The following is a 15,001-nucleotide window of genomic DNA, read 5'->3' on the forward strand; positions in this document are numbered from 1 at the left end:
CGGCCACGCGGGCGCCGCGGGCGGGTAGGAGCGGGAAGGGAATCCAGCCTCCGATGTCCAGAAGCACGCGCTGCGATTCCTCCTGCATCAGCGGTTCGTAGCGCTTGGCCACCTCCAGCGGCACTTGGTCGGAGAACATGGCGCGGCGCACCGCCTCCGGTTCGATGCCGTTGGAGAAGGTCATCAGCATGCCCATCTGCTGGAACACATAGGGGTCGCTCCAGGCCAGCCGCATCGTCGATTCCAGCAAGCCGTGCGGCGGCGCGGAGGCCATCAGGACCGCCCCCGGGAAGCGGCGGCGGATCAAGGCCCGCTGGACCACCATGCCGCCCATGGAATGGCCGATCAGCACCGGCGGGGCCGAGCAGGCGTCCACGGCGGTCAGGACATCCTCGATGTAATCGACGATGCCGAAACTGTTCAGCCGCTCCCGCCCCTCGCTGGCACCGTGGCCGCGCAGGGACACGGCGTGCGCCTCCCACCCCTGCTCGGCGAACCAGGGCAGGAAGTGCTCGTCCCAGATCCAGGCGCCGCAGAAGGCGCCATGGACGAACAGCAGGGGCACCGGCTTGGCCGGTCCGGAGGGACGGTGGCTGAGAATTTCGAGGCGGGGCATGGGCGGTCCGATCCGGGTGCCGCGATGCGGCAGGGAAACCACAGGTAGCCCGCATCGCTCCCGCTGTCGACCCGCGCTCAGCCGTTGGCAGCCTTGAGCAGATGAGTGGTGAACCAGGAACGTGCGCAATCCGCCACCTGATCCAACTTCCCGGTTTCCTCGAACAGGCGGCCGGCCCCCGGCACGACCTCCAGCGCCTTGGTGCAATGCAGCCGGGCAAGGGCGTCATTGTTGAGGTCCAGCGCCGGAGCGTCCTTGCCGCCGACAACCAGCAGCGTCGGGGCGGTAACGGCGTTCAGCCACTCCTCCGCCAGATCGGGACGCCCGCCGCGGCAGACCACGGCGCCGATTCCGTCATGCTCCGCGGCCCGCCCCGCCGCGATCAGTGCCGACGCCGCGCCGGACCCGGCACCGAAGAAGCCGATGGGCTTGCGCTCCACCGCGGTGGTGGCGCGCAGGTGGCGGACGGCCAGCAGCAGGCGCTCGGACTGGCGGTGGACGTCGAACTGGTTGGCCGGGTCAGCCTTCTCCTCCTCCGTCTGCAGATCCATCAGCAGCGTCGCGAATCCTGCGTTCCGCAGTCGAGCGGCGACGCGGACGTTGCGCGGACTCGCCCGTCCGCTGGAGGTGCCGTGGGCGAAGATCACCGCAGCCTCGAATTCGGCGGGTGCTCCGAATTGCCCCGCAAGGCCGAGCGGTGGAATGTACAGCGTCGTCTCCATGCGCCTTTTCCCCCTTCCGTTGGGCCCTGCCTCGATGAGGTACCCGGCCGTTGGCTTAACAGGTTGGATGGTCCGTCCGTGCCCGATGGCCTACAGTGACGTTCCCGGATCGATTCCAGAGATCGGTATCGACCCCCGGTGAAGGGAGACCCACCTTTGTCAGACAAGCCCCCCGCACCCGCCATCTCCCCCGAGCCCCCGGTGCTCGACCCCGCCGCCGTCGGGGCGAAGCTCGGCGCCACCGACTATCCGGAGCCGTTCCGCGCGGCGGTCGCCGGGCGCCTGCGCAAGCGGCTGGGCAACCCGCTGGGGATCACCAACTTCGGCGTCAACCTGACCCGGCTGGAGCCGGGCGCCGCCTCCGCCCTGCGGCACTGGCACACCCGCCAGGACGAGTTCGTCTATGTGCTGGACGGCGAGCTGACTCTGGTCACCGATGCCGGCGAGACGATCCTGCGCCCCGGCATGTGCGCCGGCTTCCCGGCCGGAAAGCCGGACGGGCACCAACTCGTCAACCGTTCCGACGAGCCGGCGACCTACCTGGAGGTCGGCGACCGCACCGCCGGAGACGAGGCGCATTACCCGGACGAGGATCTGCGCTACGACAGCGCGACGGACCTCTTCATGCACCGCGACGGCACCCCCTGGTGAGAGGAGCGGGGAGGCGGTCTGGTCAGAGCGCCGCCCGCGCGTGAAGCAGCGACGGCTCCGCCGGAGGGTGGGCGGACCACCGCAACCGGGCGATGTGCCGGGCGGCCTGGGCGCATTGGCTGCGCAGCTCGGGCACCGCGGTCATCTCCCAGAAGGGCGGACGGCTGATCGGGCCGAGCGCGAACAGCCGGTCCGACGCCTGCCCGTCCTCCCCGATCAGGGCGCCGTCCACGGTGACGTCCAGCCCCAGCCGCAGCGGGTCGGGCCGCGCCAGACCGCGCGTCAGCAGCGCCTTGACCAGCGGGTGGGCGATCCGGCTGAAATCGCACTCGGTGCCGGTGGCGTTGACGATGGCTCCCACCGTCCGGGTCCAGACGGTTCCCTCCGCCCCGCGGGCGCGGACGGTCGCCTCCACCCCGTTCGGAACGGGAGTCAGCGCCTGAAGACGACCGGCGCGGATGGTCAACCGCCCGTTCGCGCGGAGGGCGGCGATGCGGGCTGCCACCTCGGGCGCGATGCGGTGGCGATGGACCTCCCAGTAGGGGCGGACATGGCGCAGGAACCGCCGCCGCTCCTCCGGCGCCAGATGGCTCCAGATCAGGTGATGGTAGGGCCGCAGCGCGTCGAAGGCCGACCGCCAGTCGAAGCCCGTCTCCCGCGCGCGGCGGACGTCGGCCTTCAGGGCGATCATCACGTCCAGCACCGTGCGTGGCATCACCTGCGGATGGATGAAGCTCTTGAAGGGCCGCGTCTCCTCGTGCGTCTGGGGCAGCAGGCCACGGCGCGACAGGGCGATGATCGGGCCGCGGTGCCCCTGGTCCTCCAGCGATAGGACGGTGTCCACCATGGTCAGCCCGGTCCCCAGGATCAGCACGGGCGTGTCGGAGGCGATCGTGGACAGCGCTGGCCAGTCCCAGGGCGACGCCACGTAGCGGCTGGAGGCATAGACCTCCGGCGCCGGGACCGGGGGCGGCGAGGGGGCGAAATTGCCGATGCACAGAACCGCCGTGTCCACCGACAGGCTGGTGCCGTTGCCCAGCCGCAGCCGGGTGCCCCGAGCGTCCGACGCGATGTCCACCGCCTCTGCCTGAGACACGGTAAGCGAGACGTGGGGCGGGGCGGCGGCCACGGCCTCCCGCAGGACGTCCTGGATGTAGGCGCCGTAGCGGGCGCGCGAGACGAAGGCGTGGCCGCTGGGTGGCACCGCCCCGGCCCCGCCATCCTGCGTCCCGCCGTCCTGCGCCCACAGCCAGCGCAGGAAATGCCGCGGGTCATCCGGATAGGCGCTCATGTTGTAGGCGCGCACGTTCAACAGATGAGCGGCGTTGGGCGTGGAGTAGGCGAGCCCGGCGCCGAGGCTGGGCGTGCGTTCGATCAAGTGCAGGCTGGTCGGCTCATCGGCGTGGCGCATCAGGTGCGCGGCGAGGACGCTGCCGGTGAAGCCGGCCCCGATGATGGCGATGCGGCGTTTCGAAGGGCGTGCTGACAACGTCGTCGCTCCTCTGCTCTGGCCGTAAGAAGGAGGGCGGTGATCCGGCGCCATGGCGCCGGAAGGTCCAGCCGGCCACTGTTCGGTGCAGGATTGTGCAGGTCAACCGCAATTCCGGTGTATCAAGTTCGCCCGGGCGCCGCCGGCGGATTCATGGTTAACAAGAAATTAACCATAAGAGGAGAGTGTTTCGCACCTTCGAACCATGTACGGCAGGACCGATGCGCGACCACCCCTTCCGACCCGCCCATGTCATTTTGCCCAATGCCGATCCGCACGAAGCCGACCATGCTTCGTCCGCCGCTCGCGAACCCGACGTGCAACTGGCCGCCATGGTGCCGCAGAGCGTCAAGCGCGCCGTCCGCCGCCGCGCGGAGGAGGAGGGAACGACCGTCCGCAGCGTCCTTCTGCGCGCCCTGAAGCACGCCGGGATCGCCGAGGTGGAGGAGACGGAGATCGCCGACCGCCGCATTGCCGCCGGGGCCGAACGCTCCGGCGTGTGGAAGGCAAACCGCAGCCCCACCGGCACCCGTTGACGGGAGCGTCCCGTATCCCGCACGGTCTTACGGCATCATTTTCCGAAAGCCGTCCTGCATGAGCCTTCTTCACCGCCTGTTGCTGCTCGTCCTCGTGGCGATGATTCCGGCGGCCGTCATCGAGGTGAAGAACGAGTTGGCCCTGCGCGCCGCGCGGGAAGCGGAGGTGGGGCGGGACGCCATGCACCTCGCCGCGCTGTTCGAGGCGGAGCAGCACCGCATGATCGACGGGATGCGGCAGGTGCTGAGCACGCTGGTGAAGGCCGCCCCGGCGCGCGCACCCGGCTCCCCGGCCTGTCAGGCGCTGATGGACGACCTGCGCGCGTCGTATCCCGGTCATCTCGGCATCGTGATCGCCGGGTTGGACGGTGTGGTGCGTTGCTCGACCGACCGCGCCTCTCTGGGGATCTCCATCGCCGACCGCGACTATTTCCGCGATGCGCTGGACAGTGGTCGCATGACGCTGGGCGAGCATGTCTTGCGCCGAACGGACGGGCGCTCCGCCATGCCCGTCGCGCTGGCCTTCCAGGACGCGGAGGGCCGTGCCGCCGGCGTGGTGACGGCGATGACCGATGTTTCCTGGATCGCCGATTTCCTGTCCAAACGGCCGCTGTCCGACAACGCGCGGATCACGCTGGTGGACCGCCGCGACCGGGTGGTCGCCCAGGTGCCGCCCCTACCGAACCAGACGGCGCCGAACCAAGCGGATGCCAATGGCACGCTGTCCCCATCCGTCATCGCGCTGCTGTCCCGTGACGCACCGGGCGTCGCCGAGGTGACCGGACCGGACGGGCGGCCACGCATCGTCGCCTACCAGCCCACCGGGCGGAGTCTGGACGGTGTCGGCGTCGTGGTCTGCCTCGACAAGGGGGAGGCGCTGGGACCGATCCGCGGCGCGATGGTCCAGGCGATGACGGGCATCGCAATGGTGCTGCTGTTGACGCTGCTCGCCGTCTGGTGGGGCGCCAGCCGGTTCCTGCGGCGGCCGGTGGCGGCGCTGGTCGCGACGGCGGAGCGCTGGAAGGCCGGCGACCTGACGGCGCGCAGCGGCGTGGCCGACCAATCGTCCGAACTCGGCACGCTGGCCCGCGCCTTCGACGGCATGGCCGAAGAGCTGGCCCGCCAGCAACGGGTCCGGGAGCAGGCCAACGCGCTGGCCCATAAGACGGCCGCCGTTCTGGGCAGCATCACCGACGGCGTGTTCGAGGTGGACCGCCACTGGCGCATCACCTTCATCAACGAGCGCGCCCGGGCGCTGATCGCCGGGGGGCGCGATCTGGTCGGCCTGGATTTGTGGGACGTTTTTCCGGAGGTCGCCGCCAGCGCCTTCGGGGAAAACTATCGCCGCGCCATGCGGGATCAGACGCCCGTCGAGTTCGAGGAGTATTGCACGGCCTTCGAATCCTGGTTCGCCGTGCGTGCCTTCCCGTCGCCGGACGGGCTGGCGGTCTTCTTCCAGGACACCACCGCCCGCAAATGGGGGGAGGCGGCCCTGGTTTCCGCCAACCGGGAAAAGAACGCGTTGCTGGCGCAATTGAACAGCCTGCTGCAGAACGCGCCGGTCGGCTTCGCCTTCTTCGACCGCGAGCGCCGTTACATCCGCATCAACGAGCAGTTGGCCGATTCCAACGGCATCCTGGCGGAGGCCCATATGGGTCGCACGCTGGCGGACCTGCTTCCCGTCGTGGGCGCCAGCGTCGAGCCGCTGATCGACCGGGTGTTCGACACCGGCGAGCCGATTCCCTACCGGGAAGTGATGGGCGAGACGCCCAAGGAGCCGGGCGTGACGCGCCATTGGCTGATCGCCTTGTTCCCCGTGCATGAGGGGATGGAGGTCGTTGCGGTCGGTGCCGTCGTGATGGAGGTCACCGACCTGCGCCGGGCCGAGACGGCGCGCCGCCAGAGCGACGAACGGTTCCGGTCGGTCTTCGAACTGGCCGCGGTGGGAATCGAGCGGGTGGGGTTGGATGGCCGGATCCTCGACGTCAACGCCAAGATCTGCGACATCGTCGGCTACCCGCGCGAGGAGTTGCTGAGACGGACCTACCGCGACATCACCGACCCGGCCGATCTGCCGGCGGAGGACCGGCTGATCGAGCGGCTGCTGTCCGGCGAGCTGGCCAGCTACGCCCTGGAGAAGCGCTACCGCCGCAAGGACGGCGGGGCGGTGTGGGTGCGGGTGACCTCCTCGCTCGCCCGGATCACCGGCACGGAGCCGGCCTACCGCATCACCGTCGCCGAGGACATCACCGAGCGCAAGGCGATGGAGGCCGAACTGCGTTCCGCCCGCGACGAGGCGGAGCGCGCCAACCTCGCCAAGTCGAAGTTCCTGGCCGCGGCCAGCCACGATCTGCGCCAGCCGCTCCAGTCGCTGTTCTTCTTCACCGCCGCCCTGTCGGCCCATGTCGGGTCCCCCGCGGGCGCCAAGATCCTGGCCCACCTGGAGCAGGGGCTGGACGCGCTGAAGGGGCTGCTCGACAGCCTGCTCGACGTGTCGCGCCTCGATGCCGGGGTGGTGACGCCGGTGTTCGAGGACTTCGACGTGGCGGAAGTGATGGACCCGATCCGCGCCGCCTACGCGCCGGTCGCCGCGGGCAAGGGCATCGGCTGGCAGGTGGAGGTCTGCGCCGGGCGGGTGCGCAGCGACCGCACGCTGCTGGGCCGGCTGCTGCGCAATCTGGTCGAGAACGCCATCCGCTACACCGACAGCGGGCTGGTGCGGGTGCAGTGCCGGACGGACGGGCGGTTCCTGTCGATTGTCATCCAGGACACCGGCATGGGCATTCCCGACGACCATCTGGAACGGATCTTCGAGGAATTCCATCAGGTCGGCAACCCGGAGCGGGACCGCAACCAGGGCCTCGGCCTCGGCCTCGCCATCGTGCGGCGCCTGTCGCGGCTGCTCGATCATCCGGTGGAGGTGCGTTCCGCGATGGGCAAGGGCTCGGCCTTCCGGGTGCTGGTGCCGATGGGCGAAACGGTGGTGGCCGCCGCCGCGGGTGCGGAGAGTGCGGCGCCGGGCATGGGGCAGGGCCGCCTTGCCGTGCTGGTGGACGACGACGCCATCGTGCTGATGGGCCTTCAGCTGATCCTGACAGAGTGGGGCTACGCCGTGCTGGCGGCGGGCAGCGCCGATCAGGCCATGGAGCGGCTGTCGGCCCAGACCCGCGTCCCCGACATCGTGATCGCCGATTACCGGCTGCGCGAGGGGCGGATCGGGACCGAGGTGATCCTGCGGGTGCGCGAGCGCTACGGCGCCGCGGTTCCCGGGGTGATCCTGACCGGGGAGACGGGGCCGGATTGCCTGCTGGACGCCACCGCCCACGGGCTGACGGTGATCCACAAGCCCGTCACCCCCCGTGAACTGGCGGCGGCGGTGGACCAGCAATTGAAGGCCGTGTCGGCGTGAGGCGTGCGCCGGGGCATCAGCGTTTGAGGTCCCACCTCCGGTACCACGCGTTCAGGTCCCGCGCGGAGCCGATCCGAATCTTCGGCAGGTCGGCCTGATCGAAGGTGCGCCGATTTCTCGCCCGGTTTCTCGGGGTGGTGACGGCGATGTGGCGGATCATCTCCCACTTGATGCTGTCACGGCGGCCTTCCAGCGCGCCGCGCCGTTCCCGCTCGAACAGGGTTCGGCGAAAATACCGCAACAGGCTGAGCGGCATGGGCACGTCCAGTTGGATCAGGCCGGTCGCCCGCCGGAAACGCTGCGGGATGCAGCGCGAGTAGTTGCCCTCGATGATCCAGTGTTCGTCGGCGATGGCCGCGTCGTGCAGGGCAATGAACTCTTCGGTCGGCCGCGGCTGCCAATCCGTATCGGGGGCGTAATACAGCCGGTCGAGGTGGACGACGGGAAAGCCGCGCTGCCGTGCGATCGCTTCGGCGAGCGTGGATTTTCCGCTGTTGGACGGCCCGAGGATGCAAATGCGTGGGCCGAGGTCGGAAAGCTGCATGGATCGATACCGTTACGAAGCAAAGTCCGGTCGGGCCGCGAAAAGCGCGGCGATCCTAGCGGACGTCGGCGTGGCGCGACACCCCACCCATGCGGTACGCCGCCGGTGTCGTCCGGCGATCACTCCGCCTGGGCGAGTTACTTCGCGGAGGGGCGGGGGGCGAGGGCGGTGCGGCCCGTGTCGGTCAGGCGGCAGACCAGCCAGTCGGGCTTCAGAGGGTTGTGAAACCAGCGCTCCGCCCAGCCGGACTTCAGGCAGCTTTCGATGGTCTGGCGCTTGACGCGCTGGCCGTCGCCGTCGAACAGGGGCAGCTTGCCGCCGGGCTGGTCCAGGCCGTTGCGCAGCCACGCCGCCTGCGCCTCGGTGGGGCGGCGTCGGGACGTGGTGCGTCGGGGTGCGGCCATGGTTCGTCGCCTCGGAGGATGTTGCGGCCCGGCTGTTGCGCTCTGGCGGCCTGTGGCAAGATTCGGGCACTCTACATCGAAAGGGCTCGGCCATGGAATTCGTCTTCGCCTACATCACCGCCGGGTCGCGGGACGAGGCCCGGCGCATCGGCCGCGCGCTGGTTGAGGAGCGGCTGGCCGCCTGCGCCAACATTCTGGACGGCATGACCTCGATCTACCGCTGGCAGGGTGCCATCGAGGAGGCCAGTGAGACGGTGCTGATCGCCAAGACGCGGGCGGAGCTGTTCGACCGGCTGGCCGCGCGGGTGCGGGAACTGCACAGCTACGAGGTGCCCTGCGTGGTCGAGCTGAGGGTTGGGCGCGGCAACCCGGCCTATCTGGACTGGCTGCGCGACGAGACCGCCTGAGCCCCGACGACAGCCGTCGCATGCCGGCCATGACGGCGGCGCATTGGACCGCCTCCGACCCGCGTGCCAGTTTCGCAAGGGTTGCTTTCAAGCGCAAATCATCCGGATGCGGAGAATTTCCATGACTGACACATCGGCGCGTCTGTCGATCGGCTTTTCCTGGGTCGGCCACGCGCTGATGCACATCGTGACGGCCCTGTTCCTGACCGTCGTCCTGGTGCTGGAACGGGAATGGAAGCTGCCCTACGACGAGTTGATCCGGCTGTGGACGCTGGGCGCGCTGATGATCGGCGTCGGCGCGCCGCTGGCCGGCTGGCTGGGCGACCGCTGGAGCGAATGCCGGATGATGGCGGTCTTCTTCCTGCTGACCGGGGCGGGGACGATCGCCTGCGGCCTGACCGACGGTCCGGAGGCGCTGCTGTGGGCGCTGGCGGTGCTCGGGCTCGGCGCCTCCATCTACCATCCGGTGGGCATGGCCTGGATGGTCAAGAACGCAACCAACCGCGGCAAGGCGCTGGGCTACCAGGGCATCTTCGGCACCATCGGCATCGCCTCGGCGGCGGTGGTGGCCGGCGGCCTGACGGAATGGCTGGGCTGGCGCTCGGCCTTCCTGATTCCGGGGGCGATCTGTCTGGGGCTGGGCGTGGCGCTGGCCCTGCTGATCGCGCTGGGCAAGGTGGAGGATCGCCAGGGCGACGTGAGGCCGATCCCCAAGGCGTCGCGCGGCGACGTGATCCGCGCCTTCTTCGTGCTGTCGGTGACGATGGTCTGCGCCGGGCTGATGTTCAACGCCATGCAGGTGGTGCTGCCCAAGCTGTTCGAGGCGCGGCTGAGCGATCTGCTGGGCGGCAGCACGCTGGGCGTCGGCGGCGTGGTGACGGCGGTCTATCTGTTCGCCGCCCTGCCGCAGCTCGTCGGCGGGCATCTGGCGGACAAGTACCCGCTGAAGCGCATCTACACCCTGTGCCTGCTGGTCCAGGTGCCGATGATGGCGGCGGTGGCGGTGCTCGCCGACCTGCCGCTGGTCGGTGCGGCGGCGCTGGTCGTCGTCGCCTCCCAGGTGCAGATCCCGGCGGAAAACCTCCTGCTCGCCCGTTACACGCCGGAAAGGCACCGGGGCTTGGCCTATGGCGCCAAGTTCATCCTGTCCTTTGGCGCCGGTCCGCTCGCCGTGCAGCTGGTCGCCCTGGTCTATGAGCGGACGGGCGAGTTCGTGATGCTCTACGCCACGCTGTCGGTGCTGGCGCTGGTCGCCTTCGCGGCGGCGCTGCTGCTGCCGCGCGACCGGGATGTTCCGGCCAAGCCCGCTACGGCGCCGATGGCGGCGGCGGAGTGACGATTCACATTTTGTCTGGGAGGCTGGGGTAGGGCGCGTCGCCGGGCAGGCCGGCGACCACCGTCCGCCCCGTCCAGGTCAGGAGCCATGCGTCGCCGACCCCGGCGGCGCGGATTTCGGCCAGACGGCGCAAGGCGGCCGGGCGGTCCTCCGGCGGCAGGACGAGGCGGTGGATGCGCCGTCCGTGCACGTCGGCCGCCACGATGTCGGCCTCCGGATGGCCCAGCCGCGCGCGTTGCGCTTCGGCCTGCCCACGTTTGGAGAAGCTGCCGGCCACTACGAGGAAGCGCCGTTCGGTGGGGCGGGGCATCGGCGGCAGCGCGGCGATCTCCACCTCCGCCGTCACAGGGAGCGGTGCGGGCGGCGGGGCGGGGGCGGGCGACGGCTCCGTTTCCGGAAGGGGGACCGGCACGCTCTCGGCGCTGCGGACCACCGGCACGATCACCGGCTTGCAGACATAGCCCTGAGTCAGGACGCGGAAGGTCGCGCAATCCTGCTGCAGCATCGCCGACAGCATGTGGTCGGTGCTGCTCTTGCTGGTGCCGACATACAGCATTCCGTCCACCGCGAAGGACGCCGCGGTCATCGCCACCGGCGCGCCCGCGCAGCCGCCCAGCCCCAACAGCGCGACCGCCGCCACTCCCCGCCTGAGCCGTCCGCTCATGCCCCGCGTCCCCACCCTGTTCGCGTCCCCATCCTTCTTGTGTCAGGGTCGGTGCTATGACCTGCGGAGGTCAATGGAACGGCCAGCGCTCAGCCCTTCGCGTCGCAACTACCTCCTGCGGGGTATCCCTCCGCCCGCCGGGGCGAACGCCGCGGCGGACGGAGGGATGCCGGCATCAGGTAACTGCCAATCAGGCGGCCGACAGCGCGCGGTCAAGATCGGCGATGATGTCCTCCACGCTCTCCAGGCCGATGGACAGGCGAAGCACGTCCGGACCGGCTCCCGCCTGGGCCTGACCTTCCGGCGACAGCTGGCGGTGTGTGGTCGAGGAGGGGTGGATGATCAGCGACCGGCTGTCGCCGATGTTGGCGAGGTGGCTGAGGAGCTGGACGTTCTCCACCACCTTCACGCCGGTGTCGAAGCCGCCCTTCACGCCGAAGGTCAGCACGGCGCCGGCCCCCTTGGGCAGGTACTTCTTGGCCAGCGCGTTGTACTTGGACGATTCCAGCCCGGCGTAGCTGACCCAGCCGACCGCCGGATGGCTTTCCAGGAACTGCGCGACCTTCAGGGCGCTGTCGCTGTGGCGCTGCATGCGCAGCGGCAGCGTCTCGATGCCGTTCAGCGTCAGGAAGGCGTTCAGCGGCGCCTGGCTCGGCCCGAGGTCGCGCAGACCGACGGCGTGGCCGTGGATGGTGAAGGCCAGATGACCGAAGGTCTCCTGGAACTTCAGTCCATGATAGCCGGCGTCCGGCTCCGACAGGGCGGGGAACTTGCCGGACTTGCCCCAGTCGAAGGTGCCGCTGTCGATGACCACGCCGCCGACCGAGGTTCCGTTGCCCGACAGGAACTTCGTCGTGGAGTGCACGACCAGCGTGGCGCCCCACTGGATCGGGTTGATCAGGTACGGCGTCGCCAGCGTGTTGTCGACGATCAGCGGAATGCCGGCCTCGTCGGCGATCTTGGCGATGGCCTCCAGGTCGGTGACCACGCCGCCGGGGTTGGCGAGGCTTTCCACGAAGATGGCCTTGGTCTTCGCGGTGATGGCGGCGCGGACGTTCTCCGGCTGGTCGGTGTCCACGAAGACGGACTTCCAGCCGAAGGCGCGCGGGAAGCTGGTGCCGAGCTGGTTGAGCGTGCCGCCGTAGAGCTTGCGCGAGGCGACGATCTCGTCGCCCGGCTCCATCAGCGGGAACAGGGCGAGCAGCTGCGCGGCGTGGCCGGAGGAGGTGGCCGTGGCCCCGGCGCCGCCTTCCAGGTTGGCGAGCCGCTCCTCCAGCACCGACACCGTCGGGTTGGTCAGGCGGGAGTAGATGAAGCCGACCTTCTGGAGGTTGAACAGCGAGGCGGCGTCGTCCACGTCGTCGAAGACGAAGCTGGTGGTCTGGTAGATCGGCGTCTGGCGCGCCCCGGTGGCGGGATCGGGCGCGGCGCCGGCGTGGATGGCGCGGGTTTCGAAACCGAAGGACTTCTGCTCGCTCATGATGGCTTCCTCTGCTTTTTACATCAGTTTTTTGAAGGATTTGGCCGGTGCGGCCTTCTTGGACGTCAGGATGTTGGAATTGACGCCGATGCGCCCGATCTCGTGGAACAGGCGCTGAAGCTCGATCTTGGGACAGCGGTTCATGACCACGGTCAGTCCCGCCGCCTCGGCCCGCGCCGCCGCCTCGTCGTTGCGCACGCCGAGCTGCATCCACACCACCTTGGCGCCGATGGCGATGGCCTCGTCCGTCACGCCTCCGGCGGCGGTGGCGTTGCGGAAGACGTCCACCATGTCCGGCGGCTCCGGCAACTCCGACAGGCTGGCGTAGACCCGCTCGCCGAGGATGGTCTGGCCGGCCAGCTTCGGGTTGATGGGGATGACGCGGTAGCCCTTGTCGCGCAGGTATTTCAGCACGATGAAGCTGGCCTTCACCGGGTCGTTCGACGCGCCGACCAGGGCGATGGTCTTCACCCGATCCAGAACGCCGCGGATGAAGTCGTCGCTGTAGCCGTCGTGCGAGGGGGAGGGGCCGCTCATTGGCCGCACCACACCGGCGGGCGCTTCTGCAGGAAGGCGTCGATGCCCTCTTCGGCGTCGCGGGCCAGCATGTTCTCGGTCATCACGCGGGCGGCGTAGGCGTAGGCCTCCTCCACGTCCAGCTCGATCTGGCGGTAGAAGGCCTCCTTGCCGATGGCGAGCGTCAGCGGGGACTTCGCGGCGATCTTGCCGGCGGCCTCCGCCACCACGGTATCGAGCCGGTCGGCCGGCACCGCGCGGTTGACGAGGCCGATGCGCACCGCCTCCTCGGCGCCGATCAGGTCGCCGAGCAGAAGCATCTCCATGGCCGCCTTGCGCCCCACGGCGCGGCTCAGCGCCACCATGGGGGTGGAGCAGAACAGGCCGATGTTCACGCCCGGGGTGGCGAATCGCGCGGTGTCGGCGCAATAGGCGAGGTCGCAGGTGGCGACAAGCTGGCAACCCGCTGCCGTGGCGATGCCGTGAACCTTGGCGATCACCGGCTGGCGGATCCGGCTGACCGTCAACATCAGTTTGGAGCATTGGACGAACAGCAACTCATAGGTCGAGCGATCCGGATTGGCGCGCATCTCCTTGAGGTCGTGCCCGGCGCAGAAGGCCGGCCCGGCCCCGGCCAGCACCACGGCGCGGACCGTGGAGTCCTGGTGGATGGCGTCCAGTTCCGCCTGCAGCGCGCCCATCAGCCCGACGGACAGCGCGTTGCGCGCCTGCGGGCGGTTCAGCGTCAGGGTCGCGACCCCGTCGCGGTCCTCGCGGAGAACCAGCGGTGTGCCGTCGCTGGCGGCAGGTCCGATGGCGGTCGGGGTGTCGTTCATCGCTGTCCATTCCTCCCGGATGTTTTGATCGTTGGCGGGAACAGTACCCCGACCGCCCCCGCCACGGAACCGGGCGTGTGGTCCGATCATCTAACGATGTCGCGGTGGGCAACTCAACCTATTTGTTTATTGATTTTGTAGATTTATGGTGACGAGGCGCAGGTTGGCGGTGTGAAATTGGCTTCGACGCGATGCGCTTGGCGGGCCGGGCGATGTTCGTCATGATCGGGCGTCCATAAGAAAAAGCAGGGGTGAGGGAATGAGCGCGCCGGTCGTGACCGCCGAGGAACTGGAAGCCCTGATTCGCGAGGGCGTGCCGCTGGTCGGCAATTACGGGATCACCATCGAGCAACTCGGCGCCGGGACCGTGCGCATGAAGCTGCCCTACAACGACAGCTTCGTCCGCCCGGGCGGCACGGTGACCGGGCCGGCGATGTTCGGGCTGGCCGACGTGGCGCTCTACGCCGCCGTGCTCAGCCTGATCGGGCGGGTGGAACTGGCCGTGACCACCAGCATGACCATCAACTTCCTGCGCCGCCCGGCGCCGGTCGCCATCACCGCGGATTGCCGGATCCTGAAGATGGGCAAGAGGCTGGCCTACGGCGAAGTCCTGCTGTTTTCCGAGGGCGATTCGGAGCCCGTCGCCCACGCCACCGGCACCTATTCGATTCCGCCTCACGACCCGGTAACGCTCGCGGTATCAGGATACCAGGATCCGGAAGGTCCAGGAAAACCTGAATGATTTCAACGACTTTGATTTTGCGGTAAAATAATACCGCGACTGTAGATCGTTGATATAAAACGGATATTTTTCCGTTGACAGAGTCCCTATGCGCTGCGTACAAAACCGACCGCTTCGGCGCCCCGGGGATTGAACGTCCAGTTTCGGTGGCCCGCCGATCCACGTTTAGTCAACGAGTGTGGCGATGAAGACCTTCAATCTGAAGCCGACCGACATCGAGAAGAAGTGGTACGTCGTCGATGCCGACGGCCTCGTTCTCGGCCGGCTTGCCAGCATCCTGGCGAACATCCTGCGCGGCAAGAACAAGCCGACCTTCACCCCGCACATGGATTGCGGCGACCATGTCGTCGTGATCAACGCGGAGAAGGTCAAGCTGACCGGCAACAAGCGCCAGGACGACATCTTCTACTGGCACACCGGTTATCCGGGCGGCATCAAGGGCCGTTCCAAGGGCCAGATCCTGGACGGCAAGTACCCGGAGCGCGTGATCGAGAAGGCCGTGGAGCGCATGGTTCCGCGCGGTCCGCTCGGCCGCAAGGTGATGACCCACCTGAAGGTCTACAAGGGCGCCGCCCACCCGCACGAGGCGCAGCAGCCGGTCGCTCTCGACGTTGCGGCCATGAACCCGAAGAATAAGCGGAGCGCGTAA

Annotated in this window: 16 protein-coding genes; 7 read left to right on the forward strand and 9 right to left on the reverse strand. The window is 68.9% G+C overall.

From position 1 onward, the window contains the following. Positions 1–616 (reverse strand): alpha/beta hydrolase (locus AC1DVI_RS26540; RefSeq protein ID WP_476960530.1); only part of this gene is annotated, 616 nt, incomplete at its 3' end. A gap of 77 nt (positions 617–693) precedes the next feature. Further along, on the reverse strand, positions 694–1,338 hold the full coding sequence (locus AC1DVI_RS26545; RefSeq protein WP_476960531.1) for a dienelactone hydrolase family protein: 645 nt from the start codon (positions 1,336–1,338) through the stop codon (positions 694–696). 156 nt (positions 1,339–1,494) lie between these two features. Here AC1DVI_RS26545 and AC1DVI_RS26550 point away from each other — a divergent pair, with 156 nt between their 5' ends. Beyond that, positions 1,495–1,989 (forward strand): cupin domain-containing protein, encoded by a 495-nt coding sequence (locus AC1DVI_RS26550; protein WP_476960532.1) that lies wholly within the window; start codon positions 1,495–1,497, stop codon positions 1,987–1,989. Positions 1,990–2,011: 22 nt separating this feature from the next. Here the strand turns inward: AC1DVI_RS26550 and AC1DVI_RS26555 are convergent, their stop codons facing one another. After that, entirely contained in the window at positions 2,012–3,478 is a 1,467-nt protein-coding gene (locus AC1DVI_RS26555) for an FAD/NAD(P)-binding protein (protein ID WP_476960533.1), read from the reverse strand. Between the two features lie 221 nt (positions 3,479–3,699). On the opposite strand from AC1DVI_RS26555, the gene AC1DVI_RS26560 reads away from it, so the two are divergent. Further along, positions 3,700–4,014, forward strand: a complete 315-nt coding sequence (locus AC1DVI_RS26560) for a hypothetical protein (protein ID WP_476960534.1) — start codon at positions 3,700–3,702, stop codon at positions 4,012–4,014. 58 nt (positions 4,015–4,072) lie between these two features. Continuing rightward, complete coding sequence (locus tag AC1DVI_RS26565) at positions 4,073–7,423, forward strand: PAS domain-containing protein (protein ID WP_476960535.1); 3,351 nt, start codon at positions 4,073–4,075, stop codon at positions 7,421–7,423. Between the two features lie 16 nt (positions 7,424–7,439). Here AC1DVI_RS26565 and AC1DVI_RS26570 read toward each other — a convergent pair whose 3' ends face one another. Further along, a complete protein-coding gene (locus AC1DVI_RS26570; protein ID WP_476960536.1) occupies positions 7,440–7,967 on the reverse strand; it encodes an isopentenyl transferase family protein in 528 nt (175 codons plus the stop codon). 137 nt (positions 7,968–8,104) lie between these two features. After that, on the reverse strand, positions 8,105–8,371 hold the full coding sequence (locus AC1DVI_RS26575) for a hypothetical protein (RefSeq protein ID WP_476960537.1): 267 nt from the start codon (positions 8,369–8,371) through the stop codon (positions 8,105–8,107). A gap of 92 nt (positions 8,372–8,463) precedes the next feature. Here AC1DVI_RS26575 and cutA point away from each other — a divergent pair, with 92 nt between their 5' ends. Beyond that, the gene (cutA, locus tag AC1DVI_RS26580; protein ID WP_476960538.1) at positions 8,464–8,778 is read left to right on the forward strand and encodes a divalent-cation tolerance protein CutA; all 315 of its coding nucleotides are present in this window, start codon (positions 8,464–8,466) and stop codon (positions 8,776–8,778) included. Positions 8,779–8,899: 121 nt separating this feature from the next. After that, entirely contained in the window at positions 8,900–10,114 is a 1,215-nt protein-coding gene (locus AC1DVI_RS26585; protein WP_476960539.1) for an MFS transporter, read from the forward strand. A 4-nt stretch (positions 10,115–10,118) separates the two neighbouring features. On the opposite strand, the gene AC1DVI_RS26590 is transcribed toward AC1DVI_RS26585, so the two are convergent. From AC1DVI_RS26590 to AC1DVI_RS26605, 4 genes are all read right to left on the reverse strand, one after another. Then, positions 10,119–10,778, reverse strand: coding sequence for an SPOR domain-containing protein (locus AC1DVI_RS26590; RefSeq protein ID WP_476960540.1), 660 nt, complete (start codon positions 10,776–10,778; stop codon positions 10,119–10,121). A 190-nt stretch (positions 10,779–10,968) separates the two neighbouring features. Next, positions 10,969–12,258, reverse strand: a complete 1,290-nt coding sequence (locus AC1DVI_RS26595) for an O-acetylhomoserine aminocarboxypropyltransferase (protein WP_038528179.1) — start codon at positions 12,256–12,258, stop codon at positions 10,969–10,971. Between the two features lie 18 nt (positions 12,259–12,276). Next, positions 12,277–12,795 carry a CoA-binding protein gene (locus tag AC1DVI_RS26600; RefSeq protein WP_476960541.1) on the reverse strand — a complete coding sequence of 173 codons (519 nt, stop codon included), beginning with the start codon at positions 12,793–12,795 and terminating at the stop codon, positions 12,277–12,279. Further along, on the reverse strand, positions 12,792–13,610 hold the full coding sequence (locus tag AC1DVI_RS26605) for an enoyl-CoA hydratase (RefSeq protein ID WP_476960542.1): 819 nt from the start codon (positions 13,608–13,610) through the stop codon (positions 12,792–12,794). The genes AC1DVI_RS26600 and AC1DVI_RS26605 overlap by 4 nt, the downstream gene beginning before the upstream one ends. Before the next feature lie 259 nt (positions 13,611–13,869). Between AC1DVI_RS26605 and AC1DVI_RS26610 the strand changes: the two genes are divergently transcribed. Next, entirely contained in the window at positions 13,870–14,352 is a 483-nt protein-coding gene (locus AC1DVI_RS26610; protein ID WP_476960543.1) for a PaaI family thioesterase, read from the forward strand. 184 nt (positions 14,353–14,536) lie between these two features. Next, the gene (gene rplM / locus AC1DVI_RS26615) at positions 14,537–15,001 is read left to right on the forward strand and encodes a 50S ribosomal protein L13 (RefSeq protein WP_014240247.1); all 465 of its coding nucleotides are present in this window, start codon (positions 14,537–14,539) and stop codon (positions 14,999–15,001) included.

The organism is Azospirillum sp. P4_B5 (assembly GCF_056402275.1).

What these genes read in the sequence shown, in the direction of transcription:
- AC1DVI_RS26595 (WP_038528179.1), bottom strand. Translation starts at nt 12,258, where the DNA reads ATGAGCGAGCAGAAGTCCTTCGGTTTCGAAACCCGCGCCATCCACGCC.
- AC1DVI_RS26575 (WP_476960537.1), bottom strand. Translation starts at nt 8,371, where the DNA reads ATGGCCGCACCCCGACGCACCACGTCCCGACGCCGCCCCACCGAGGCG.
- AC1DVI_RS26585 (WP_476960539.1), top strand. Translation starts at nt 8,900, where the DNA reads ATGACTGACACATCGGCGCGTCTGTCGATCGGCTTTTCCTGGGTCGGC.
- AC1DVI_RS26610 (WP_476960543.1), top strand. Translation starts at nt 13,870, where the DNA reads ATGAGCGCGCCGGTCGTGACCGCCGAGGAACTGGAAGCCCTGATTCGC.
- cutA (WP_476960538.1), top strand. Translation starts at nt 8,464, where the DNA reads ATGGAATTCGTCTTCGCCTACATCACCGCCGGGTCGCGGGACGAGGCC.
- AC1DVI_RS26545 (WP_476960531.1), bottom strand. Translation starts at nt 1,338, where the DNA reads ATGGAGACGACGCTGTACATTCCACCGCTCGGCCTTGCGGGGCAATTC.
- AC1DVI_RS26565 (WP_476960535.1), top strand. Translation starts at nt 4,073, where the DNA reads ATGAGCCTTCTTCACCGCCTGTTGCTGCTCGTCCTCGTGGCGATGATT.
- AC1DVI_RS26600 (WP_476960541.1), bottom strand. Translation starts at nt 12,795, where the DNA reads ATGAGCGGCCCCTCCCCCTCGCACGACGGCTACAGCGACGACTTCATC.
- AC1DVI_RS26605 (WP_476960542.1), bottom strand. Translation starts at nt 13,610, where the DNA reads ATGAACGACACCCCGACCGCCATCGGACCTGCCGCCAGCGACGGCACA.
- AC1DVI_RS26560 (WP_476960534.1), top strand. Translation starts at nt 3,700, where the DNA reads ATGCGCGACCACCCCTTCCGACCCGCCCATGTCATTTTGCCCAATGCC.
- AC1DVI_RS26570 (WP_476960536.1), bottom strand. Translation starts at nt 7,967, where the DNA reads ATGCAGCTTTCCGACCTCGGCCCACGCATTTGCATCCTCGGGCCGTCC.
- rplM (WP_014240247.1), top strand. Translation starts at nt 14,537, where the DNA reads ATGAAGACCTTCAATCTGAAGCCGACCGACATCGAGAAGAAGTGGTAC.
- AC1DVI_RS26590 (WP_476960540.1), bottom strand. Translation starts at nt 10,778, where the DNA reads ATGAGCGGACGGCTCAGGCGGGGAGTGGCGGCGGTCGCGCTGTTGGGG.